The following is a 22585-nucleotide window of genomic DNA, read 5'->3' as shown; positions in this document are numbered from 1 at the left end:
CGCCGTGCGGCGATTCTTCAATCGGGCGAGATCATGATCTCCATGGTGTCGTCGAGGTCGTCATAGGGGAAGGGCCGGCCCTCCTCCTCCACCAGCGGCACGCCGCACAGGCACACGTCCTCGCCCACCACCACGAGGGCGACGGGCTCCAGGCTCTGCTCCTTGCAGGGCCCCTCGGTGCAGGCGCCGCTTTCGATGTCGAACAGGGCGCCATGCCGGCCGCAGCGCAGCATGGTGCCGTCCTTGTTGAAGAATTCCCCGCTGCCGACATTGAGCCAAGTGCCCTGGTGGGGGCAGGCGTTCACATAGCCCACCACCTCCCGCGCGCTGGTGCGGACCACGAGGATGCGGAACGGCCGCGCCGCGCCGTCCTCACCCAGGCGCGACAGGCTGAAGGCTTTCGCCTCACCCGGATCGATGTCCTCGATCTCGCAGATGGCATAGACCTCGATCTCGTCAGCCGACATGGTGCCCGTCCTGCTCTTCTTCTTGTGCGCGCCACGTCGCCGGCGCCCGATCTTGTCGCGAAGGGCACAGGGATGTCGGGTTCTGTTCCCGACAACCTGCGCCAGCTCCGAATTGACCCGATAATTGCATGAAGCATGCCGACGCCCGGCGGGCGGACAGGCGCGGGCCGCACCATCCCTCCAGGGCCCGGCGGGAAAGACAGGTCACGCATGGCCAACATGAAGTTCTACATGACCCCCGGATCGTGCTCGACCGCGATCCACATCATCCTCGAGGAGCTGGAGGAGGTGTTCGAGGCCCACATCGTCAACCTGCCGGCCGGGGATCACTTCAAGCCGGAGTATGTGGCCGTCAATCCGAAGTCCACCATCCCCGCCCTGGTGCGGCGGGACGGCAGCGTGCTCACGGAGATGGTCGCCATCGGCTACTGGCTCGGCCGGAGCCGCCCGCGCGCCGGCCTGTGGCCCGCCGACGCGGAGGCCGAGGCCCGCGCCCTCGAAGCCATGGCCTATGTGGTGAACACCGTGCACGGCCAGGGCTTCGCCCGCATCTTCGCCACCCCGAGCTTCACCGGCACCGGCGTGGACCAGGAGAAGATGAAGGCCCTCGGGCGCGATATCGTCACCCAGGGCTTTACCATCCTCGACAAGGCGCTGGAAGGCCGCGACTACGTGGCCGGCGCCTATTCGGTCGCCGACCCCTTCCTGTTCTACGTGGAATTCTGGGCCGACAAGACCCAGATCCCCCTGCCGCCCAACCTCGCGGCCCACTACCGGCGGCTGCTGGAGCGCCCGGCGGTGCTGCAGGTGCTGCGGGAAGAGGGCTACAACCCCGCCACCCTGGGCGGGGCCGCCCGCGTCCTCAACTGAGGGGCGGGCCATGTTCGTGCGGCTGTGCGCCCTGTCGGACCTGGAGGAGGGCACGATGCTGCCCGTCGGCATCGGCAGCACGCTGGTGCTGGCTGTGTGGCCGCGAGGCGGGGCGCCGCGCGCGCTGCAGGGGCTCTGCCCCCACGCCGGCGAGCTTCTCGTCGATGCGCGCTTCGACGGCCGCAGCATCACCTGCCGCGCCCACGACTGGGTGTTCGACGCCGCGAGCGGCCTGTGCACGGTCGGCGGCCTGTGCACGCTCGCCGAATATCCCTCGCGCATCGAGGACGGCGTGATGTTCGTGGATGTGGAGGAGGTGCCGCCGAACCGCCTGCGCCGGTGAGGCGCGGCCCGTGGGCGACGCCTTACAGCAGGCCCAGCTCGAGCTGCACCTCTTCCGACATGCGCGACTTGTCCCATGGCGGATCGAACACGAGGCTCATCTTCACGTCGCGGACGCCGTCCACCGCGCTCACCGCCTCCTGCACCCAGCCCGTGAGGGTGCCGGCCACCGGGCAGCCGGGGGCCGTGAGGGTCATGTCGATCTCCACCACGCCGTCCGCCTTCAGGTCGATGCGGTAGACGAGGCCGAGGTCGTAGATGTTCACCGGGATCTCGGGATCGTTGACCGTGCGCAGCGCGCAGACGATGCTCTCCAGGCGCGTCAAATCCTTCGGCTCGAAGTCCACATGGGCCTTTTGCTCCCCGTCCGCACAGAGCACGGGCGCGGAGGGTGAGTCGAAGCCGTAATCCATGATCTCCGTCATCTGACAGTCGCCTCCAGCAACCAAACCAGTCACGGGCCTGCATCCGCCTTGCTGATGTAGGCGCCGGCGCGGCGATCGGACAGGGGCGCTGTCGCATTCCCCCGCCGCCGCCCGCGCACGAACACGCGATGCCGCCCGCTCCGCCCGGAGCGCCGTAACCGTACGTGTGACGTGCTGCGCCGCCTCGTTGTCACGCAAATGTCGCATGAAGTTGCGCACGATTTGCGGCTTTCCTTCATCCCGACGCCGAGCGGCGCCTTGCCCGGTCCACCGTGCAAGCCCGGTGCCAGACGGAGAGGATCAGGAGGCGAGGCCCTCGGCCAGGGCCGCCACCACGGGCCAGCCCACGGCGCCCGAGGGGTCGAGCACCCGCAGGGCGTCGAGCTTCTCGGCGGCGGCATCGGGGCGGTCCTGCCGCAGGTGGATGAAGGCGAGTGCCTTCAGCGTGTAGAGGGCGAACCGGCCCGCGCCTTCGGGAAAGGGATGCTCCGGCACCCAATCGTGCCAGTCCGTGCTCCAGCCGGCCTGGATGGCGGCCTCCCGCAGGCCGCTCTCGGCGGCGCGCTGGGCCTCCTCCAGATTGCCCTGGTAGGTGTGGATCTTGTAGAGGCAGAAATAGGTGGGCAGCTCGTGGGGCGCGGCCGCCAGGGCCTGCCGGAACAGCTGGTCCGCCTGCGCGCGGTCGCGCCGGTAGGCGATGACCCCCTGCTGGAGCAGGGCGTTGATGCCCGGCGGCAGGTCGCCGAAATTGATGACGTCGGTGTTCGGAAACAGTTCGATCATGAACGTCGGCCCCCGGCGCGCCTCCCGCTCGCCTTGACTCGCGGCAGCCGCACCAGCCTGTCGGGTTGCGGCAAGGTCTTCACTCGAAACGAAACTCAGTGTCCCGGGGCCACGCGCTCCGGCCCGCGGGAACCTTACTTCACCGGCACCGCGGCGCCCTGCGCCGCCGGCGTCGCCTTGCGGAACGACAGGGCGCGGGTGACCGCCTTGGCGATGATGAGGGCCCGCGCGTCGAGACCCGTCCAGTTGGCGTTGCGACCGCGCGGATCGAGCTCCAGCAGCTTCACGCCGGCCGGCACCTCCGTGCCGTCGCGGGCCACGCCGCGCACCACGCCGTCGAACGGCGCGCGCACCGGCACGCTGCCCAGGTGGCCGATGAGGAAATCCTTATAGACGCGGGTGCCGATCTCGATGGCGGTGTGCCAGCGCCCCGCCACTTCGGCATGGATGAAGCGCTCCGAGCGTCGGTCGCCCAGGGGCCGCGCGATGCCGTCGGCCGCGTCGGTGGGGCCGTATTGGATGATCCGCCCCTCCTTGCCCGGCCGCGTCTCGATGGCGACATCGCAATTGGCGCCGCCGCTGAAGCCGGGGCCGAGGCCGATGGTGAGCCCGGCGAGGCGGCGCAGGTCCGGCGTCACCTGGTATTTGTTCATCCGCGCATCCACCAGAAGGTCGATGGCGCCGATGACGATGAGGTCCAGGAGGCCGAGGTTCGTGACCATCACGCCCTCGGGGCGGCCGAGGCCGGCGCGGATCTGCATGCTCGAATCCGCAAGCGTGGCGAACACGCCGTCCACCTCCACGAGGTCGTCGAACAAGGCGTCGTGGAACGCCATCTTGCGGCGGATCACCGGCGGCACCGGATCATGAGACAGAACAACGCCATAGCCGGAGCGATGCAGGTGCACCGCCACGGCGGAGGCGATCTCGTTGGTCCCGAGGATCACCGCGAACGGCGGCGATCGGCGGCGGCCCTCATGTCGTGTTTCTCTCATGTTCCGTCTCTCATCACGGAGGCTGATGCAGGTAAGCAAGAGCCGGGCCGATTTCGGGGTAGGCCCCGCATTTTTCGGGCTCACGCTATTCCCGCATGTATAGAGCGCAAGCGCCGTCATTTCAGTGCCCGCCAGCCAGCCGGCCTGTCGCAAAGCCGACAGCTCGGCGCATGGGGGAAACGCGCCATCCGTGTCCGCATGACGCCAATGCGCCCGCCCGTGCCCGGATTTCAATCACTTGCGGCGCCCGCGCCCGCGTGGTGCCGACCTTGCATGAGGGCGCGCAGAAGAGGAGCACAGACCATGGCCATGGACGGAGCCGAAATCGAGCGGCTGGTGAAGAGCGCCCTTCCGGACGCCCACGTTGTGATCGTGGATCTCGCCGGCGACGGCGACCACTACGCCGCGCGCGTCACCTCGGAGGCCTTCAAGGGCAAGAGCCGGGTGCAGCAGCACCAGATGGTCTACGCCGCCCTCCAGGGGCAGATGGGCGGCGTGCTGCACGCCCTCGCGCTCGAGACCATCGTTCCCAAGTAGACCCGACGGAGATGTAGACCGCGCGGAAATGTAGATCACGCGCAGATCGTTCCCGACCCACCGTTTCAGATCAGCCGAGGATTGCCCCCATGGCCAACACCGCCGAACGCATCAAGGATCTCATCGAGAACAACGACGTCGTGCTCTTCATGAAGGGCGTGCCGCAGGCGCCGCAGTGCGGCTTCTCCTCCGCGGTGGTCCAGGTGCTGGGCCAGATCGGCGTGCCCTACGCCGCCGTGGACGTGCTGCAGGACCCCTTCATCCGCGAGGGCATCAAGGCCTATTCCAACTGGCCGACCATTCCGCAGCTCTATGTGAAGGGCGAGTTCGTCGGCGGCTGCGACATCGTGCGCGAGATGTTCCAGGCGGGCGAGCTCGCCGCGCTGCTGACCGAGAAGGGCATCCTCGCCCCCGCATCCTGACGCCTGGGGGCCCGTGCCGCCGCGCGGGCCCAACACGCCGGAGGGGCGTTCGAAGCAGCGCCCCGTGAAGCGCTCCATCGCCTTGCCGCCTGGATGCGGGCGGTGTCAGGCGAGACCGTTCACTCCGGAGGACGATCACGCGCGCCCTCCTTTTGGAGGGTGGTCCGCATCCCTTCGCCAGGGGCGGAAGCGGCGGCGCTCACGCTTGAGATACGCGCTGATCCCGCAGTTCGCCGCGAATGCCGGCAAGCTGGGAGAACCGAGGCGCCGCGCCCACCGCCCCGGACATACAGATGCGGACGTCGGCTGCGCCGACGCACCCACGCGAGCGCGTCCACCGTCCTTGCCGAAAATCCCGTTTGAAAACCACGACCGCCGACGCGCCCTTATGGGCGGCGCGGGCGGAGGGCGTCCGCAGGGCTTCCCACGCCCTCGCCGCATCGTCGCCGGTGGGAGGGCGCAAGACCCGGCGCGGCAGGCCGGAGGCGACGGCGGACCGTCGCCCCCGAGGCCACCTACTTCGCGTCGGCGGCGGTAGTGACGACGCCGGCCAGCCAGTCCTGCTGGCTCACGCCCGCGGCGCGCACCTTGGCGTTCACCGCATCCACCACCGCCGGGGGCAGCCCCACGTCGAGGAAGATCTTGTCGGCCGTCTCCAGCGAATAGACGAGGCGCACGGTGCGGGCCGCGAAGGCCTGCATGCGGGCGGTCTTCTGCGCGTCGGTGTAGTTGGCGTTCTCCGCCACCACCGGGCAATAGGCGCTCACGAGGCCGTCGATGATGAGCGCGGGGCGCAGGCCGCTCGCCTTCAGCTTGTCCACCGCGGCGTTCAGCACGTTGGGCTGGTCCAGCGGATCACCGGCGGCCAGCAGCGCGGCCACCTCTGCGGAGGGCTTCTGACCCGCCGGCAGCCAGGCGCATTCGAACTTCGCCGTGTCGGCAAGGCCGAGGCGAGGCATCGCACAGAGCGCAAGCGTGGCGACGGCAGCGAACAGAGACGCTTTTTTCATGACGAATCCTGCACATGGAAGCCAATCGGCGAAATCGGGAAAGCTCTGGCACGGCGCTCGCGCGATTGCAACGCGGCCGATGCGCCCGCTCGCCTCCACACCCGGAAAGCCCCTATAGAAAGCCGGCCCCGCTCCGCGGTGGGGCCGCAGCGCCATACCCCGACGGAAAACCCGATGACCTCTTCCGCGCCCCGCCCGCCCGTCATGCTCTGGGCCTGCCCCGGCATCGGGCCCGAGCCCTGGCTCGCCGCCTTCGCCCGCGAAATGCCGGAGCTGGACATCCGCCAGTGGCCGGATGTCGGCGCGGCGGAGGAGATCGACTATGCCTTCGCCTGGAAGGTGCCGCCCGGCGTGCTGGCCGGCCTGCCGAACCTCAAGGCGGTCTTTTCCCTCGGCGCCGGCGTCGACAGCATCATCGGCGCCGACGTGGTGCCCACACACCTGCCGCTGGTGCGCATGGTGGACCCGGGCCTGAAGCTCGGCATGAACGAATTCGTGCTCATGCAGGCGCTCTATTATCATCGCGAAATGCCCGCCTTCGCCGCCCAGCAGGCGCGGCGGGAGTGGCACGAGCGGAACGTGCCCCTCGCCAGCCACCGCACGGTGGGCGTCATGGGGCTGGGCGAGCTCGGCCGCTTCTGCGCCGAGAATCTCGCGCGGGTTGGTTTTTCCGTGCGCGGCTGGGCGCGCTCGGCGCGCGACATTCCCGGCGTGGCCTGCTTCCACGGACCGGAGGGGCTTGGCCCCTTCCTGTCGGAAACCGAGATCCTGGTGTGCCTGCTGCCTCTCACACCCGAGAGTCGCGGCATCCTGAACGCGCAGACGTTCGCCCGCCTGCCGCGCGGCGCCAGCCTCATCAACGCGGCCCGCGGCGGCCATCTGGTGGACGAGGACCTTCTCGCAGCGCTGGAGAGCGGGCACATGGCCGGCGCCACGCTCGACGTGTTCCATGTGGAGCCTCTGCCGGCGGAGCACCCCTTCTGGTCGCACCCGCGCGTCATCGTGATGCCCCACGCGGCCGCGCCCACCCAGCCGGAAACGGCGGCGCCGACCGTGATCGAAGGCATCCGCCGCCACCGGGCCGGCCTGCCGCTGCTGAACGTAGTGGATCGCGCCCTGGGCTATTGAGCCGAGGCGCTCTCGGGCAAGGCCAAGCGGCGCCCTCGCCGGGGGAACCGCCTGCGGCCCCCATACGCAGTGACCCGGTGGCCGAAGACGCCGCCCCCGAAGTGGCGGCCTGCCTGGAAGCGCCTTTGAGCCCCCCTTGATCGCTTCACGCTTCGCGCGGCCTCCCCCGTTTTCCACCCGCATCGGCTCGCGGAGATCACTCCAGCTTATCGAGACAACGCACGTTCTTCACGCGAACCGGCATCCCCTTCACTCGAAAAGGCCCGGAAAAGCAAAGACCCCGCCGGGCGCGGCGCCGGGCGGGGTCTTGAAGCGATAAAGCTCGGAACGAAACCTGGAGCACCCTGCCGGGCGCTCGCCTCACAGCTCGGGGGCGAACACCGGAACCGGAGTGGCGCCGGAGATCTCGGCGCCGACGGTCTCGCGCACCGGGCGGGCCTCCTCCACCACCGCATAAGCGGAGCGGTCGGCGAGCAAAGCGTTGACCATCTGGAAGTTCAGCTTGTGGCCGCCGCGGAAGGAACGGTAGCGGGCCAGAAGCGGCATGCCGGCGAGGGCGAGGTCGCCCACCGCGTCAAGCGCCTTGTGGCGCACGAACTCGTCGGTGAAGCGCAGGCCGTCGGGATTGATGACGCCGGCGTCATCGAGGCACACGGTGTTCTCGAGGGCGGCGCCGCGGGCATAGCCGGCGGTGCGCAGGCGCTCCACATCCTTCAGGAAGCCGAAGGTGCGGGCCTGCGCCAGCTCGCGGCGGAACACCGCGGGAGAAAGGGTGGCGGCGAAACGCTGGCGGCCGATGGCCTCATGGGAGAAGTCGATCTCCACTTCCAGGCGGAAGCCGGCGTCATAGGGGAGAAGCTCGCCGAAGGCGGCGCCGTTCTCGACGCGCACGGGCTTCAGCACCTTGAGATACTTGCGGCGGCCGCGCAGGGTGGTGACGCCGGCGGCGTCGATGGCCGCCACGAATTCCACCGCGCTGCCGTCGAGGATCGGAACCTCGGGGCCGTCGATCTCCACCACGGCGTTGTCGATGCCCAGGCCGTTGAAGGTGGCCAGCAGGTGCTCGACCGTGGACACCAGGGCGCCGGAACGGTCGCCGAGCACGGTGGCGAGGTCGGTGGCCTGGACGGACTTATGGGAAACGGTGGCCTTGCGCGGGGCGCTGTCGGCGAAGGAGCGGACGAAGACGATACCAGTGTTCGCAGATGCCGGCTTCAGAGTGAGGGTCGCCTCGACCCCGGCGTGAACGCCGGCCCCCTTGAGGGCAATCTCGCGAGCCAGAGTGGTCTGCATAATCGGTGTCGTCCCATGCTCGGGGAGCCGAGGCCACCGAATGGCCAAAGGCTCTCCCCCAAAGCTTCACCTTGCCTTCCCACTTTCGCCGCGGTTGTCCAAAAAAAACTGTCAACGCGATGCGTGTGGGTCGATCAGGATTGGGGGCACCCTAGTCCCCAGGCTGCGCTGCGCCAAATCACGCTTGCTTACCGCCTGTTACCAAGGCCAACGACACGATTTCCATTATTTAACAAATGCTTAAGGCCGACCATGACAGTCAGCCTCAAGCCTATTGTTACAGCCCGCGAAGGGGTGCGTGCCCGACTCAGTTCGCCTGGCGGCGCAGGAAGGCGGGGATTTCCAGGTGGTCGTCGTCCTCGCCACGCTGCGGCGCGGGACGGGAGGGAACCTCCATCACAGGCCGGCTCTGCGGGCGCTTGGCGAACTCGGAAACCGCCTCGCCGGGATGGCCGCCCATGGTCGGGCGCTGGTCCTGGTAGCCGCGCGGATCCTGGTAGCCGCGCTGCTGGTCCTGGTAGCGGGGCTCGGGCTGGCGACGCTCGGGGGCGCGCATGCTCGGCTGGTCGCGGCGCGCCGGCTCGGGCTCGGGCTCCTCGCGGCGGCCCACATGGGCGAGACGCTGCAGAAGGGTCATGCGCTTCTTGTCGGGCTGGGCCTGCTCCAGCGGCGGCTCGCCGCGCTGGGCGCGGATCTGGTTCTGGGCCGGCAGCGGCAGCTCGTCCACCCGCGGCATCCGCGTGGTGCGCACGCGCTGGCTCTGCGGCGGGATGTAGGGCGCGAAGTCGTCCTCCTCCTGCACCGGCATCGGCGCGGGGGCGGGCTCCGGCTCGGCGAGGAAGGACGGGCGCGGCTGGGCGGCGCGGATGGTCACGTCGTCGATGGCCACCGGCTGCTCGGGCATCGGCGCGGGGGCCGGCTGCTGGGCGACGGGCGCGAAGTCCTCCAGGCCGATGAGGTCCTCGGCGGAGATAGCGGCGACGGCAGAGTGGATCTGCGCCTCGCGGGCGGTCTCCACCGCCATGCGGCCGGCGTTGGACATCTTGCGTCCGCCGAGGTCGGCGGGCGGCTGGATCTGGTCGGGAATGGAGAGCGGATCGATGCCGGTGGCCACCACGGAGACGCGGATGATGCCGTCCAGCATCTCGTCGAAGGTGGCGCCGAGGATGATGTTGGCGTCGGGGTCCACTTCCTCGCGGATGCGGGTCGCCGCCTCGTCCACCTCGAACAGCGTCATGTCCTTGCCGCCGGTGATGGAGATGAGCAGGCCGCGGGCCCCCTGCATGGAGGTCTCGTCCAGCAGCGGGTTGGCGATGGCGGCCTCGGCGGCCTGCAGGGCGCGCTTCTCGCCGGAAGCCTCGCCGGTGCCCATCATGGCCTTGCCCATGTCGCGCATCACGGCGCGCACGTCGGCGAAGTCGAGGTTGATGAGGCCTTCCTTCACCATCAGGTCGGTGATGCAGGCGACGCCCGAATAGAGCACCTGGTCGGCCATCGCGAACGCGTCGGCGAAGGTGGTCTTCTCGTTGGCCACCCGGAACAGGTTCTGGTTCGGGATGACGATGAGGGTGTCGACGCTCTTCTGCAGCTCGGTGATGCCGTGCTCGGCCACCCGCATGCGGCGCAGGCCCTCGAAGTGGAAGGGCTTGGTCACCACGCCCACGGTGAGAATGCCGAGCTCGCGGGCGGCGCGGGCCACCACGGCCGCAGCGCCGGTGCCGGTGCCGCCGCCCATGCCGGCGGTGATGAACACCATGTGCGAGCCGGACAGGTGGTCGCGGATCTCGTCGATGACTTCTTCGGCCGCCGCGCGACCCACTTCCGGCTGGGAGCCGGCGCCGAGACCCTCGGTCACCGCCACGCCCATCTGCACCACGCGCTCGGCCTTGGTGAGGGTGAGCGCCTGGGCATCGGTGTTCGCGACCACGAACTCGACGCCGCTCAGGCCCGAGGAGATCATGTTGTTGACGGCGTTGCCACCGGCGCCGCCCACACCGAACACCGTGATCCGCGGACGGAGCTCACGAATGTCGGGCATCTGAAGGTTGATCGTCATGTTTTCGCTCCGTCGAACCCGCTCGGCTCAGACCGCCTGTCGATGAATCCCGTTGACCAACTTGTTACTGCTGATTTGGTTAACCATGTCTAAAAGCTGTCCTTCAGCCAGCGCCCCACGCGGCCGAAATATCCCTGCGGCTCGGCGCCCACCGCCTGCCGGCGGCGCGGCTCGAAGTGTTCAAGGCCAGCGGCTTGCGGGTAGACGAGCAGGCCCGCGGTGACCGCGAACGCCGCGCCGCGCGCCGCTTCCGGCAGGCGCGAAACGCCTAACGGACGGCCGATGCGCACCTGTGGGCCGATCACCCGCGCCACCAGGTCCGCCAGCCCCTGGAGCTGCGCGGCGCCGCCGGTGAGCACGATGCGCCGGCCCGCGTCGCCGGCATGGCCCGAAGACTTCAGCCGGTCGCGAATCAATTCCACGATTTCTTCCGCGCGCGGCCGCACGATGGTGACGAGCCGCGACTTCGGAACCATCTGCGGCTGGTCGCGCGTGTCGCCAGAGAGCGGCGGCACGGTGAGCATGTCGTGCTCGTCGGAGGAGACCGCCACCACGGCGCCGTGCAGGGCCTTCATGCGCTCGGCGTCGGCGAGGCGCGCCGGCAACCCGCGCGCGACATCGTTGGTGATGTGGTGGCCGCCCAGGGCCACCCCGTCCACGTAGACGCAGTGCCCGCCGTCCACGATGGCGAAGGTGGTGGTGCCCGCCCCCATGTCGATGAGGGTGACGCCCAGCTCCATCTCGTCGTCGGTGAGGGAGGAGAGCGCCGCCGCATAGGGCGCCGCCACCATGGCCTCAATGGAGAGATGGCAGCGCTCCACGCACAGCACGAGGTTCTTCAGCGCCGTGAGGTCGGCGGTGATGACGTGCATGTCGGCGCCGAGCTCCTGGCCCAGCATGCCGCACGGCTCGCCGATGCCGGAGCGCCCGTCGAGCGAATAGCCCACCGGCAGCGCGTGCATCACGGCCCGGCCATCATTCACCGCATAGGTGGAGGCGGCCTCCAGCACGCGGCGGATGTCGAACTCCTCCACCGACGGCGCGGTGAGGCGCACAGCCGCCTCGTAATGCTGGGAGGCGAGCCGCCCGCCGGAGACACCGACCACCACCGAGGCGATCTGCACGCCCGAGGCGCGCTCGGCCATGTCCACCGCCTGGCGGATGGCGAGCTCGGCCTTGGCCATGTCCACCACCGCGCCGCCCTTGATGCCGTAGGCGCGGGTGTGGCCGATGCCGAGGACGTCGATGGAATGGGTGCGTCGGCTCAGCACGTCCGACGCGCCGCGGGGCCGCAGCTTGGCGATGGCGCACACCACCTTGCTGGTGCCGATGTCGAGCACCCCCACGATGCCGCCCTTGCGGGGGGGAAGCGGGCGCATCTTCGGCGCGAACCCCTGGGCGAGCCGGGACCTCATGCGGGGCCTCCCTTCTTGGCCTTGGCCTTCGCCTTCAGCATCTCGTCGCGAGCGGCGGCGGCGGCGTCCGACAGGCGCACCGCCACGCGATCGGGCAGGCGCAGGTCGACGATGGTGATGTCACGGGAAAGAAGCTTCTTGTCGCGGTCGAGGGCGACGAGCTGCATCAGCGCGCCGTCCATCTCCCGCTCCGGCAGGCGCACGTCGATGCCGTTGCGCGTCTTCAGGGTCCAGCGGCGCTCGGCCACCAGGATGGCGGCGCGCACCTGGCTCTTGAGGTCCGGCAGGCGAGCCAGCGCGTCCACGATCTCCTCCACCCGCTTCTCCGCGCCCTCGCCCACCACGATGGGCAGGTCCACGTAGCGCGGGTCGTCGGAATAGGGGGCGATGGCGGTGCCGTCGCGGGCGATGACCTTGATCTCGCCATTCACCTGCCAGAGCGCGAACGCCTCGCGCTCGACGATGGCGATGTCGATTCGGTCGGGGAACTGCTTGCGCACGCTCGCCGCACGGATCCAGGGCATCTGCTCCAGCCGGGCGCGGGTGTCGTCGGCATTGACGAACAGGATGGAGGTGGAGCCCTTGATGCCGGCGGCCTGGAGGATCTCCGCCGGCGACATGTGGTTGTAGCCGGAGAGGTTGACCTCGCGCACCTTGAACCCGGCCACGTTGGCGGCCGCGTCCGCGAGGTCGACGCCGATCTCCCGCGCCTCCTCCATATGGCCGCCGATGACGACGCCATAGGCGGAGAAGCCGCCGATGACCGCCACCATGAGCAGGCCGGCGCCGCGCTGGCCGAGCCGGGAGGCGCCCAGCCACACCGTGAAGCGGCGCAGGAGCAGGGCTGTGCGGCTGGCCGGGCGGAGGTCCTCCACCGGCAGGCGCTTGTGCCGGCCGGGCGGAACCGGGCCGGCCTTCGGCGCCGCGCCTCGGCGCGTCTCCGCCCGGGGGGGCCTTACCGATCCAGCGACGCGTCCTCCACCATCCATGTCACAAGCTCGCCGAATGAAATGCCCGCGTGGGCCGCCATGTCGGGCACCAGCGAGGTCTCGGTCATGCCGGGCTGGGTGTTCACTTCCAGGCAGACGAGCCCGGAGGCATCGCCCTTGGAAATGTCGAAGCGGAAATCCGCGCGAGACACCCCCCGGCAGCCGAGAGCTCGGTGCGCCGTTAGGCTTAACATCTGCACGCGCTCGTAAATTTCAGGTAAAATCCGCGCCGGAAGAATGTGGCGCGAGCCGCCGGGCGCATACTTGCTTTCGTAGTCGTAAAACGGTTGCACCGCCTCGATCTCGATGACTCCCAGGGGCCTGTCGCCCATCACCCCGCAGGTCAGCTCCAGGCCGGGGATGAAGGCTTCCGCCAGAAGGGTTTCGCCGAAGCTCCAATCTTCCCTGTGGAGTTCCTGTGGCGGATGGGCCTGCTCCTCGCGCACGATGAAGACACCGACGCTGGAGCCCTCCGCCACCGGCTTCAGCACATAGGGCGGCGCCATCACATGGCCCAACGCCGCTTCCGCGCGGGTGACGGTGCGGCCGGCGGCCACGGGAACCCCGGCCGCCGCCAGCGTGATGCGCGCCTGGGCCTTGTCCATGGCGAGGGCCGAGGCAAGCACGCCCGAATGGCTGTAGGGAATGCGCAGGATCTCCAGCACGCCCTGGATGGTGCCGTCCTCGCCGGGGTGGCCGTGCAGCACGTTCAGCGCCGCGTCCGGCCTCAGGCGCGCCAGCACCTCGCCCACGTCGCGGCCCACGTCCACCCGCGTCACGCGGTAGCCCGCGTCCTCCAGCGCCGCGGCGCAGGCGGCGCCGGAACGCAGCGAGACCTCCCGCTCGGACGACCAGCCGCCCATCAGCACCGCCACATGTTTCGCCATATCGCTCACCGCTCCTGAAGCCCCCGCGCCAGAGGCGGCGGGATGTAGCAGAAAATCGCCCCGCCGGCGCCACCGGAGGCGCCGGGCGAAGGTCGCCGCCAGTGAAGACCGGGGCCGGTATGCAATTCCCTAAGGGCGGCGCGGGCGCACGCGCTCCCGATGGCCGCGCACGGGTGCCCGTTCCGGCGGCACCTGCCTCCATTTTTCGCGTCCGCGACGCCGGAAACGCCGTCCGGACGCCGCCGCCAGCCCCCGAAAGGGACGTTCCGGACGAAAAATCGCCCCGCCCGCCGCCATCCGGCCCTGGGCCGCTCCGGCCGTCGCGGAGGGCAAATACCAGCGGAGAGGTAACGACATATCCCGGCAAGCTTGGCCATGCCGAGAGTGTGACGGTACAGAGATAACGGCCCAAAGACCGGCCGCCGCGGCCGGGTGCTGACAAATATGGCTCATTTCTTGCTGAGGTGAAAAAGCAGGCAGCACACCTCATGAGGATGTCACATGAGCGCTGAACCGGAACGCGTCGTGATGCTCTCCGAGCAGATCGGCGCCATTGCCCATGAGAAGATCGACCAGATCAACGGCGTGACGCGGGAGACGCGCACGCTCGCCCTCAACGCGCTCATCGAGGCCGCCCGCGCCGGCGACGCCGGACGCGGATTCTCGGTGGTCGCCAACGAGGTGAAGGCGGTGTCGCAACGGATCCAGGAGATCTCGAGCGCCCTCTCCACCGACCTCTCGCGCTCCATCGTCGAGCTCACCGAGATCGGCCGCCGCATGGCCGAGCAGGTGCGCGGCCAGCGCCTCGCCGACCAGGCGCTGAACATGATCGAGATCATCGACCGCAACCTCTACGAGCGCTCGTGCGACGTGCGCTGGTGGGCCACCGACAAGGCGGTGGTGGACTGCCTGGAAGCGCCCGGCCCCGAAACCGCGCGCCACGCGGCCGACCGGCTGGGCGTGATCCTGCAGAGCTACACGGTCTATCTCGACCTCTGGATCGTCGATGCCGACGGGCGCGTGGTGGCCAACGGCCGGCCCGACCGCTACCACCGCGCCGTGGGCACCGATGTCTCGCGCACGGAATGGTTCCGCGCCGCCATGGCCACCCGCAGCGGCGAGGATTTCTCCGTCGCCGACGTGGAGACCATTCCCGCCCTGGGCAATGCCCAGGCGGCCACTTACGCCACCGCCGTGCGCGCCGGCGGCGAGGCCACAGGCCGGCCGACGGGGGTGCTCGGCATCTTCTTCGACTGGCAGCCCCAGGCCGCCGCCGTGGTCAGCGGCGGCCGGCGCAGCGCCGAGGAACAGGCCCGCACCCGCTGCCTGCTGCTCGATTCACGCCACCGCGTGATCGCCGCGTCCGATGGCAAGGGCATCCTCTCGGAGGTCTTCCCCCTCCGGACGGAAGGGGAAAGCGGCCACTACACCGACGCCCAGGGCGCCATGGTGGGCTATGCCCTCACTCCCGGCTACGAGACCTATCGCGGCCTCGGCTGGCACGGCGTCATCGTGCAGGCGCGGCCCGCCGCGCAGGCAGGGCTGGCGGAGCAGGTGGCCCGGCTCGCCCCAGCGACCCTGCGGGCCGCCGAATAGGCCGGCGGGATCAGGCGGCGGGATCAAGCGGCGGGAAGGCCGATCCGCTTGATCTCCCATTCGAGGCTCACGCCGGTGGCGGCCAGCACCCGCCGGCGGACCTCCTCGCCCAGGGCCTCGATCTCGGCGGCGGTGGCGCCGCCGAGATTGACCAGAAAATTGGTGTGCAGCTCCGACACCTGCGCCCGGCCCAGGGTGAAGCCGCGCAGGCCGGCCGCATCCACCAGCTTCCAGGCGCTGGTGCCGGGCGGATTCTTGAAGGTGGAGCCGCCGGTGCGGCTCTTGATGGGCTGGGTGGCCTCCCGGCTCTGGGTGATGTGCGCCATCTGCGCGGCGATGGCCTCGCGGTCTCCCGGACGCCCCTCGAACACCGCGCGGGTGAAGATCAGGTCGTCCGGCGCCGCGCAATGGCGGTAGGTGAAGCCCATGTCGGCGGCGGAAAGCTCCACCTTCTGCCCGGCGCGGGTCACCGCCTCTGCCGAGACCAGGATGTCCTTCACCTCGCCGCCATAGGCGCCCGCGTTCATGCGCAGGGCGCCGCCCACCGCGCCGGGAATGCCGCGCAGAAAGGCGAAGCCGTCGAGCCCCGCCTCGGCGGCGGCGCGCGCCACCTTCACGTCCGGCACGCCGGCGCCGGCGCTGACGCGGCAGCCTTCCACCGCGATCTCCGTGAATCCCCTCGCCAGCCGGATCACCAGCCCCGGCACCCCGCCATCGCGCACGATGAGGTTGGAGCCGAGGCCGATGACCGTGACCGGCACCTCCGCCGGCAGGGCGGCGAGCAGGGCCGCGAGGTCGTCGGCATCGGCGGGCAGGAACAGCGCCTGCGCCGGGCCGCCGGCGCGGAACCATGTCAGCTCGGCGAGCGGCGCGTTCGCTTCGAGCCGGCCGCGCAGGCCGGGCACGCGAGCGCGCAGCGCGGGCACGAGGTCCGCGAAGGGCGCCGGGCGCGCCATCGTCTCCGGCCCGGGGGCCGGCTGGTCTTGCGTCATGCTCATCGGCATCGTCCGGATCGCAGGGGGCCGCGCGAGGGGGCCCATTCACCCTGCCTCTCCCACACGGCCGGCGGAAGAACAAGGGCCGGCGGCGCATGGAAGCCTTCCGCCCGGCCGCGGCCGACACCCGGAAACGGAACCTTCACGACCCTCGTGGCAACCTGCCGCAACGTCCGCCGGCCGCCATGCCGGCTTCGCCGTGATATTGCCCCATGTCTGCGCTCTGTATATCAAGAGATCGCCGGGGGGCGGACAATGAAAGGGCAGTGCTCGATGCAGAAGACGACGCTCAAGATCGCGGCCATCGCCGTCGTGAGCGCCCTGTCCATCGCCAGCGCGCGAGCGGACTGCCAGAGCGACGTCGCCGCCGCGCGCGCCGACCTGGAGCAGAAGGGCAAGGCCCTGAACGAGGCCGGCAAGAAGAAGGCCGATCCGCAGACCCTGTGCCCGCTGTTCCGCTCCTTCTCCAGCGCCGAGGCGAAGTGGGTGGAGTTCCTCACCAAGAACAAGGACTGGTGCCAGATTCCCGAGCAGGCCATCACGCAGGCCGCCGCCAGCCACAAGAAGACCAACGACATCCGCGACAAGGTGTGCCAGGTGGCCGCCAACGGCGGCGCCACCGGCGGGCCCGCCAAGCCACCGCCCCAGGGCTCCATGTCCAGCGCCCTCGGCGTCACCACCGGCTATTCCACCAGCAAGGCCTCGGACGGCAAGAGCGGCGTGTTCGACACGCTGAGCGGCAACGTCCTCCAGAAATAGGCATCGCCTTGAGCACGCAGGAAGGCATGGCCGGCCCCACGGTCGCGGATGCGCCGCCGGACAACTGGGTCGATCGCCACGCCCCTGCCCTGGTGCGGCCCTATCTCCATCTCGCGCGGCTCGACCGGCCGATCGGCTGGTGGCTGCTGCTGCTGCCGTGCTGGTGGTCCACCGCCCTTGCCGCCGTCGCCGCGGATGCGCCCTATCCCGATCCGCGGCTGCTGGTCCTGTTCGCCGTCGGCGCGATCGCCATGCGCGGGGCCGGCTGCACCTGGAACGACATCCTCGACCGCAAGATCGACCGCGCGGTGGCCCGCACCCGCGCCCGGCCGGTGGCGTCCGGCGCCGTGAGCGTGCCGGCCGCCCTCGCCTTCCTCGTGTTCCAGTGCCTCGTAGGCCTCGCGGTGCTGCTGTGCCTGCCGCGCTTCGCCATCATCACCGGCCTCGCCTCGCTGGGAGTGGTGGCGGTCTATCCGCTCATGAAGCGCATCACCTCGGTGCCGCAGCTCACCCTCGGCATCGCCTTCTCGTGGGGCGCGCTGATGGGTTGGGCGAGCGTGTTCCAGACCATCTCGGACCCCGCGCTGCTGCTGTTCGCCGGCGCGGTGCTGTGGGTGTTCGCCTACGACACCATCTATGCCCACCAGGACCGGGAAGACGACGCCGTCGTCGGCGTGCGCTCCACGGCGCTGCTGTTCGGGCGCCGCACGGGCCTCGCGGTGGCGCTGTGCTACACGGCGGTGGTGGCGCTGTTCGCCGGCGCTCTGCTGCTGGTCCCGGCGGGGCTGTTCTCCATTCTGGGCCTCCTCGGCTTCGCGGCCCATCTCTTTTGGCAGGTGAGGCGGCTCGACATCGACGATTCCGCGCGCTGCCTCGCCCTCTTCCTCTCCAACCGCGACGCCGGGCTCATCCTGTTCGCCGGCCTCAGCCTCGACACGCTGGTGCCGAGCGTGCTGCGGCTGATCCTTCCCTGAGCACTGCCTAATCAAAATGCAGCGAAAGAGCGGGTGCGGCGTAAAATCACTCTTACTTGTATACCAATGAATTATATTGTGTTTTCACATCTCAGGCCCTGCGTCTGCCCGCTTTTCAGGCGTTTGGGAAACGGAAGGCGCATTGCCTTCCGCCCCGCCTGCTCCTATGTGGCGAGGCCATGAGCGTCGAGCCAGTCAGTGCCGCCGCCGGCGCGGGGAACGCCCCGCGCCCGGACGACGAAACCCTGGCCCGCCACCTGACGGACGTGGTGGCGGGAGCGGGTGAGCTCGCGCGCTCCATGTTCGCCTCCGGGGTGAAATCCTGGAGCAAGGGCAACAATTCCCCCGTGACCGAGGCCGACATCGCGGTCGACCGCTTCCTGCACCGCCACCTCACCGCCCTCGCGCCCGATTGCGCCTGGCTCTCGGAGGAGACCGCCGACGACGCGGCCCGCCTCTCGGCCCGCCGGGTGTGGGTGGTGGACCCCATCGACGGCACCCGCGGCTACATGCACGGCGCGCCCGACTGGGCGGTTTCCGTGGCGCTGGTGGAGGACGGACGCCCGCGCCTCGCCGCCCTGTTCGCGCCGGTGCTGGACGAGATGTTCATCGCCGTGCGGGGTGCCGGCGCGCAGCGCAACGGCGCGGCCATCAAGGTTTCCGTCCGCGCCACGCTGGAGGGGGCCCGCGCCGCCGGCCCGGCGGATGCGCTCGACCTCATCGCCCGCGCCGCCGCCATCACCCGCCTGCCGCGCGGCCACTCGCTGGCGCTGCGGCTCGCCCGCGTGGCCACGGACGAGGTGGACCTCGCCCTCTCCCGCGCCGACAGCCACGACTGGGACCTCGCCGCGGCCGACCTGCTGGTGGAGGAAGCCGGCGGGCGCCTCACCACGCTGGACGCCGCGCCGCTCGCCTACAATCGCGCGGTGCCGCGCCATCCGCCGCTGGTGTGCGCCGGCCGCGCGCTGCACCCGGCCGCGCTGGCCGCCGCCAACGGCCTTTCCCCTTCAGCCGCCCCTGCCGGGACGGTGCAATCCCGCCCGTGACCCTCTTTCCGGACACGCCATGACCAGCTCCAGCAAGCAACTGCCCCACCTCGTCTTCGGCGGAGAACTCACCGCCCTCGACGGCACCGAGTTCAAGGACCTCTCCAAGCTCGACATCGTCGGCATCTTTCCCGACTACGCGAGCGCCGCGGCGGCCTGGAAGGCGAAGTCCCAGCAGAATGTGGACAACGCCATGATGCGCTATTTCGTGGTCCACCTGCATCGCCTGCTGGACCCGGAGACCGGCAAGGCCTTCGGCGCCTGAGCCACGCTCGCGGAAGGCGCGCCTGACCTTGCTGCACCGCCGCGCAAGGCGCGCCGGAACGCCCGCTGGAGGAGGCAGATCCGCTCCCGCCCTTTGACTGGAGCCGCAGAGAGGCTATGGATGGCGCCGTGCGCGGCTGTCCATGGCCGCGTGCCTCTCACGACAGCGAGCAAAAAGAACAATGTGGCGGCGACTGAGGACCAACCGCGCGTTTCAACTCGCGGCGGGGACGACCTTTGCTTCCTATTTCAAACTGGTGGCGCACACCACGCGGTTCGTCATCGAGCCGCCCGACGTCTTCGAGACCATCGACGCGCGCCTGCCGGCCATCCTGACCTTCTGGCATGGCCAGCATTTCCTCACGCCGTTCGCGCGCAAGCCGCACCATCAGGCGAAGGTGCTCATCTCCCGCCATGCCGATGCGGAGATCAACGCCATCGCTGCCGAGAAGCTGGGCGTGGGCACCATCCGCGGCTCGGGCGCCACCTCGCGCAGCGATTTCCACCGCAAGGGCGCGGTTTCCGCCACCTATGAGATGCTCGCCACGCTGGAGGCGGGCGTCACCGTGGCCATGACCGCCGATGTGCCCAAGATCGCCCGCCGGGTGGGGCTCGGCGTCGTTACTATTGCACGGTATTCGGGACGGCCTATCATCCCCGTCGCAATGGCCACCCAACATCGCATCACCCTCAAGAGCTGGGACCGTGCCAGCCTGAACCTGCCGTTCGGGCGCGGGGCGGCCGTGGTCGGCGAGCCGCTCTACGTGCCGCGCGAGGCGGACGAAGCGACGCTCGCCGCCGCCCGCGACGAGTTGCAGGCGCGGCTCGAGGCGGTGACGAAGCGCGCCGAGATGCTCGCGCGCAGGCGCACCGGGACGGCCGGGTCGAGGCTCGCATGAAGAGATCCCGCGCGCTGCCGGTGACGCTGCGGCTCTACCGGGGCGCCAGCTCCGCCGCCGCTCTGCTCACGCCGGCCTGGCTCGGCTACCGTGTGCGCAAGGGCAAGGAGGACCCCCGCCGCCTCGCCGAGCGTCGCGGCCATGCCAGCGCCGAGCGGCCGGAAGGCGCGCTCATCTGGGTGCATGGCGCCAGCGTGGGCGAGGTCACCTGCGTGCTGCCGCTGATCGAGAACCTGCGCGCGCGCGGCTATGAGGTGCTGCTCACCTCCGGCACCCTCACCTCCAGCAAGGTCGCCGCCCACCGCGCGCCCGAGGGGGTCATCCACCAGTTCTGCCCGCTCGATGCCGCCCCCTTCGTGCGGCGCTTCCTCGACCACTGGCGGCCGGACCTGGTGCTGCTCGCGGAATCCGAGCTGTGGCCCAACCTTCTTTCCGAGCTGAACCGGCGCGAGACGCCGGTGGTGCTGGTGAACGGGCGTCTCTCCACCCGCTCCGCGGAGCGCTGGGGCAAGCTGCCGCGGAGCGCGCGGGCCCTGCTTTCCCGCGTGGACCTGTGCCTCGCCCAGAGCGAGGACGACGCCCAGCGCTTCCGGACCCTCGGCGCCGAGCGGGTAGAGGTGTGCGGCAACCTGAAATTCGATGTGCCGCCGCCCGCCGCCGATCCGGCCGACTTCGCCGAGTTCACCCAGGCCATCGGCAACCGGCCGCTGCTGCTCGCCGCCTCCACCCACCCCGGCGAGGACCAGGTGGTGATGGAGGCTCATGCCATCCTCAGCGCTGAGATCACCGACCTGCTCACCGTGATCGTGCCCCGCCATCCCGAGCGGGGAGGCACCATCGTCGGCGCGGCGGAGGCGGCCGGCTGGGCCGCCGCCCAGCGCAGCCGCGACGAGCTGCCCGCCGCCGATGCCGACTTCTACGTGGCCGACACCGTGGGCGAGCTGGGCCTGTTCTACCGCCTGGCGCCGGTCTCGTTCGTGGGCGGCTCCCTGGTGCCCCGCGGCGGCCAGAACCCCATCGAGGCGGTGAAGCTCGGCAGCGTGGTGCTGCACGGGCCCCATGTGGACAATTTCACCGAGACCTACGCCCACCTCGACGCCCAATACGGCGCCCTGCCGGTGCGCGACGCGGCCACCCTCGCCCGCACCGCCTTCGTGCTGATGCGCGATCCGGACCTGCGGGCCCAGGCCGTGGCCCAGGGACTGAAGACCATGGAAGACCTCGGCGGCGCGCTGGAGCACACTCTGCGCGCCATCGAGCCCTACCTCATCCACATCCGCCTGCAGCAGCGATGACGGCGCGCGCCCCCGGCTTCTGGTGGCGGCCGCCGGGGCTCGCGGCGGCGCTGCTCTCGCCCATGGGCGCCGTCCTGGGCGCGGTCACGTTCGCCCGCATGGGCGGCCGGGGGGAGACGGTGCCGGTGCCGGTACTCTGCATCGGCAACCCCACGGTGGGCGGCGCCGGCAAGACGCCCACCGCCCTGTGGTTCCTCGAACGCCTCGCGGCGACGGGCGCGCGACCATTCGCGCTGCTGCGCGGCCATGGCGGCACCGCCACTTCCCCCCTCCTGGTCGATCCCGCGCGGCACGACGCCGGCCTCGTCGGCGACGAGGCGCTGCTGCTGGCGCAATGCGCGCCCACCATCGTCGCCGGCGGCGACCGGGTCGGGGGCGCGCGCCTCGCGGTGGCGTCCGGCGCGAGCCACATCGTGATGGACGACGGCTTCCAGAACCCGCGCCTCGCCAAGGATGCGAGCCTGCTGGTGGTGGATGCCGCGGTGGGGGTAGGCAACGGCGCGGTGCTGCCCGCCGGCCCCCTGCGCGCGCCGCTCGGGCCGCAGATCGCGCGGGCGGACGCGGTGCTGCTGGTGGGTGAGGGGGAGGCCGGCGAGGCCGTGGCGCGGGAGGCCGCGCGCCGGGGCCGGCATGTCCTGCGTGCCCGCCTCGTGCCCGAGCCATCCGCCGTGGCGGCCCTGCGCGGGCGCCCGCTCCATGCCTTCGCGGGCATCGGCCGACCCGACAAATTCTTCTCGACCCTGGAGCGCGAGGGGCTCGACCTGCGGGCCCGCGCCGCTTTCCCCGACCACCACCCCTTCCGCCGGCCCGAAATCGAGGCACTCCAGCGCGCGGCCGCGCGCGCCGGGGCGACACTGGTGACCACCGCCAAGGACATGGCGCGCCTCGGCACACCCGAGCTTCAGGACCTGAGAGAGGGCATCGCCGTGCTGTCGGTCACCCTGGCGCCGGAAGACCCGGCGGCTCTCGAAGAGCTGCTCCGACGCGTGGAGGAACGCGCCCGCGCGCGGGCCGCCTGAAGCGGAGGGGGCAGCTTTTCGCTCCCGCACGGAGCGGCGGAGCCGGGGGACATTCAACCGCCACGCCCGCCTCAGCACCGCGAAACGGTATCCCGCGACACGAGCCGTCCCGTTTTCGG

24 protein-coding genes are annotated in these 22585 nt (G+C 70.4%); 13 read left to right on the top strand and 11 right to left on the bottom strand.

What is annotated here, in order from left to right; genetic code table 11:
- Positions 1–17: 17 nt before the first annotated feature.
- Complete coding sequence (locus V5F75_RS05495; protein ID WP_394033467.1) at positions 18–467, bottom strand: Rieske (2Fe-2S) protein; 450 nt, start codon at positions 465–467, stop codon at positions 18–20.
- 219 nt (positions 468–686) lie between these two features.
- Between V5F75_RS05495 and V5F75_RS05490 the strand changes: the two genes are divergently transcribed.
- Positions 687–1337 (top strand): glutathione S-transferase family protein, encoded by a 651-nt coding sequence (locus tag V5F75_RS05490; protein ID WP_394033650.1) that lies wholly within the window; start codon positions 687–689, stop codon positions 1335–1337.
- 10 nt (positions 1338–1347) lie between these two features.
- Positions 1348–1680, top strand: coding sequence for a Rieske 2Fe-2S domain-containing protein (locus V5F75_RS05485; RefSeq protein ID WP_394033466.1), 333 nt, complete (start codon positions 1348–1350; stop codon positions 1678–1680).
- A 22-nt stretch (positions 1681–1702) separates the two neighbouring features.
- Here the strand turns inward: V5F75_RS05485 and V5F75_RS05480 are convergent, their stop codons facing one another.
- From V5F75_RS05480 to V5F75_RS05470, 3 genes are all read right to left on the bottom strand, one after another.
- Positions 1703–2104 carry a DUF59 domain-containing protein gene (locus V5F75_RS05480; protein ID WP_394033465.1) on the bottom strand — a complete coding sequence of 134 codons (402 nt, stop codon included), beginning with the start codon at positions 2102–2104 and terminating at the stop codon, positions 1703–1705.
- Between the two features lie 300 nt (positions 2105–2404).
- Positions 2405–2887 carry a tetratricopeptide repeat protein gene (locus V5F75_RS05475; protein WP_394033464.1) on the bottom strand — a complete coding sequence of 161 codons (483 nt, stop codon included), beginning with the start codon at positions 2885–2887 and terminating at the stop codon, positions 2405–2407.
- Positions 2888–3021: 134 nt separating this feature from the next.
- Positions 3022–3882 carry a xanthine dehydrogenase gene (locus V5F75_RS05470; protein WP_394033463.1) on the bottom strand — a complete coding sequence of 287 codons (861 nt, stop codon included), beginning with the start codon at positions 3880–3882 and terminating at the stop codon, positions 3022–3024.
- A 303-nt stretch (positions 3883–4185) separates the two neighbouring features.
- On the opposite strand from V5F75_RS05470, the gene V5F75_RS05465 reads away from it, so the two are divergent.
- Together V5F75_RS05465 and grxD are read left to right on the top strand one after the other, a co-directional pair.
- Positions 4186–4419 carry a BolA/IbaG family iron-sulfur metabolism protein gene (locus V5F75_RS05465; RefSeq protein ID WP_394033462.1) on the top strand — a complete coding sequence of 78 codons (234 nt, stop codon included), beginning with the start codon at positions 4186–4188 and terminating at the stop codon, positions 4417–4419.
- Between the two features lie 89 nt (positions 4420–4508).
- Positions 4509–4841, top strand: coding sequence for a Grx4 family monothiol glutaredoxin (gene grxD / locus V5F75_RS05460; RefSeq protein ID WP_394033461.1), 333 nt, complete (start codon positions 4509–4511; stop codon positions 4839–4841).
- 515 nt (positions 4842–5356) lie between these two features.
- Here grxD and V5F75_RS05455 read toward each other — a convergent pair.
- Positions 5357–5851 carry a hypothetical protein gene (locus tag V5F75_RS05455; protein WP_394033460.1) on the bottom strand — a complete coding sequence of 165 codons (495 nt, stop codon included), beginning with the start codon at positions 5849–5851 and terminating at the stop codon, positions 5357–5359.
- Positions 5852–6025: 174 nt separating this feature from the next.
- On the opposite strand from V5F75_RS05455, the gene V5F75_RS05450 reads away from it, so the two are divergent.
- Entirely contained in the window at positions 6026–6979 is a 954-nt protein-coding gene (locus V5F75_RS05450) for a 2-hydroxyacid dehydrogenase (RefSeq protein WP_394033459.1), read from the top strand.
- 360 nt (positions 6980–7339) lie between these two features.
- On the opposite strand, the gene lpxC is transcribed toward V5F75_RS05450, so the two are convergent.
- The 5 genes from lpxC to V5F75_RS05425 form a co-directional block, all read right to left on the bottom strand.
- Positions 7340–8272 carry a UDP-3-O-acyl-N-acetylglucosamine deacetylase gene (gene lpxC / locus V5F75_RS05445; RefSeq protein WP_394033458.1) on the bottom strand — a complete coding sequence of 311 codons (933 nt, stop codon included), beginning with the start codon at positions 8270–8272 and terminating at the stop codon, positions 7340–7342.
- A gap of 307 nt (positions 8273–8579) precedes the next feature.
- A complete protein-coding gene (ftsZ, locus tag V5F75_RS05440; RefSeq protein WP_394033457.1) occupies positions 8580–10328 on the bottom strand; it encodes a cell division protein FtsZ in 1749 nt (582 codons plus the stop codon).
- Positions 10329–10417: 89 nt separating this feature from the next.
- On the bottom strand, positions 10418–11743 hold the full coding sequence (ftsA, locus tag V5F75_RS05435; protein ID WP_393989843.1) for a cell division protein FtsA: 1326 nt from the start codon (positions 11741–11743) through the stop codon (positions 10418–10420).
- A complete protein-coding gene (locus V5F75_RS05430) occupies positions 11740–12618 on the bottom strand; it encodes a cell division protein FtsQ/DivIB (RefSeq protein WP_394033456.1) in 879 nt (292 codons plus the stop codon). The genes ftsA and V5F75_RS05430 overlap by 4 nt, the downstream gene beginning before the upstream one ends.
- An 80-nt stretch (positions 12619–12698) precedes the next feature.
- The gene (locus V5F75_RS05425; protein WP_394033455.1) at positions 12699–13619 is read right to left on the bottom strand and encodes a D-alanine--D-alanine ligase; all 921 of its coding nucleotides are present in this window, start codon (positions 13617–13619) and stop codon (positions 12699–12701) included.
- Between the two features lie 501 nt (positions 13620–14120).
- On the opposite strand from V5F75_RS05425, the gene V5F75_RS05420 reads away from it, so the two are divergent.
- Positions 14121–15215, top strand: a complete 1095-nt coding sequence (locus V5F75_RS05420) for a methyl-accepting chemotaxis protein (RefSeq protein ID WP_394033454.1) — start codon at positions 14121–14123, stop codon at positions 15213–15215.
- 23 nt (positions 15216–15238) lie between these two features.
- Here V5F75_RS05420 and murB read toward each other — a convergent pair whose 3' ends face one another.
- Positions 15239–16171: a UDP-N-acetylmuramate dehydrogenase gene (murB, locus tag V5F75_RS05415; protein ID WP_394033649.1), complete on the bottom strand. Its 933-nt coding sequence runs from the start codon at positions 16169–16171 to the stop codon at positions 15239–15241.
- Between the two features lie 312 nt (positions 16172–16483).
- Between murB and V5F75_RS05410 the strand changes: the two genes are divergently transcribed.
- The 7 genes from V5F75_RS05410 to lpxK all read left to right on the top strand — a co-directional run bounded on the left by V5F75_RS05410 (position 16484) and on the right by lpxK (position 22466).
- A complete protein-coding gene (locus V5F75_RS05410) occupies positions 16484–16969 on the top strand; it encodes a hypothetical protein (protein ID WP_394033453.1) in 486 nt (161 codons plus the stop codon).
- Between the two features lie 26 nt (positions 16970–16995).
- Positions 16996–17943 carry a 4-hydroxybenzoate octaprenyltransferase gene (ubiA, locus tag V5F75_RS05405; protein WP_394033648.1) on the top strand — a complete coding sequence of 316 codons (948 nt, stop codon included), beginning with the start codon at positions 16996–16998 and terminating at the stop codon, positions 17941–17943.
- A 179-nt stretch (positions 17944–18122) separates the two neighbouring features.
- The gene (locus V5F75_RS05400; protein WP_394033452.1) at positions 18123–18989 is read left to right on the top strand and encodes a 3'(2'),5'-bisphosphate nucleotidase CysQ; all 867 of its coding nucleotides are present in this window, start codon (positions 18123–18125) and stop codon (positions 18987–18989) included.
- 19 nt (positions 18990–19008) lie between these two features.
- Positions 19009–19254, top strand: coding sequence for a DUF4170 domain-containing protein (locus V5F75_RS05395; RefSeq protein ID WP_394033451.1), 246 nt, complete (start codon positions 19009–19011; stop codon positions 19252–19254).
- A gap of 181 nt (positions 19255–19435) precedes the next feature.
- Positions 19436–20152, top strand: coding sequence for a lysophospholipid acyltransferase family protein (locus tag V5F75_RS05390; RefSeq protein ID WP_394033450.1), 717 nt, complete (start codon positions 19436–19438; stop codon positions 20150–20152).
- Complete coding sequence (locus tag V5F75_RS05385) at positions 20149–21447, top strand: 3-deoxy-D-manno-octulosonic acid transferase (RefSeq protein ID WP_394033449.1); 1299 nt, start codon at positions 20149–20151, stop codon at positions 21445–21447. The genes V5F75_RS05390 and V5F75_RS05385 overlap by 4 nt, the downstream gene beginning before the upstream one ends.
- Positions 21444–22466, top strand: coding sequence for a tetraacyldisaccharide 4'-kinase (gene lpxK / locus V5F75_RS05380; RefSeq protein ID WP_394033448.1), 1023 nt, complete (start codon positions 21444–21446; stop codon positions 22464–22466). Before V5F75_RS05385 ends, lpxK begins: the two co-directional genes overlap by 4 nt.
- Positions 22467–22585 lie beyond the last annotated feature (119 nt).

The sequence above is a fragment of the Xanthobacter albus genome (assembly GCF_043194895.2).
Taxonomy (GTDB): domain Bacteria; phylum Pseudomonadota; class Alphaproteobacteria; order Rhizobiales; family Xanthobacteraceae; genus Xanthobacter.
The sequence above is the reverse complement of the archived record's forward strand: the minus strand, read 5'-3'. Positions and strand labels throughout refer to the sequence as shown.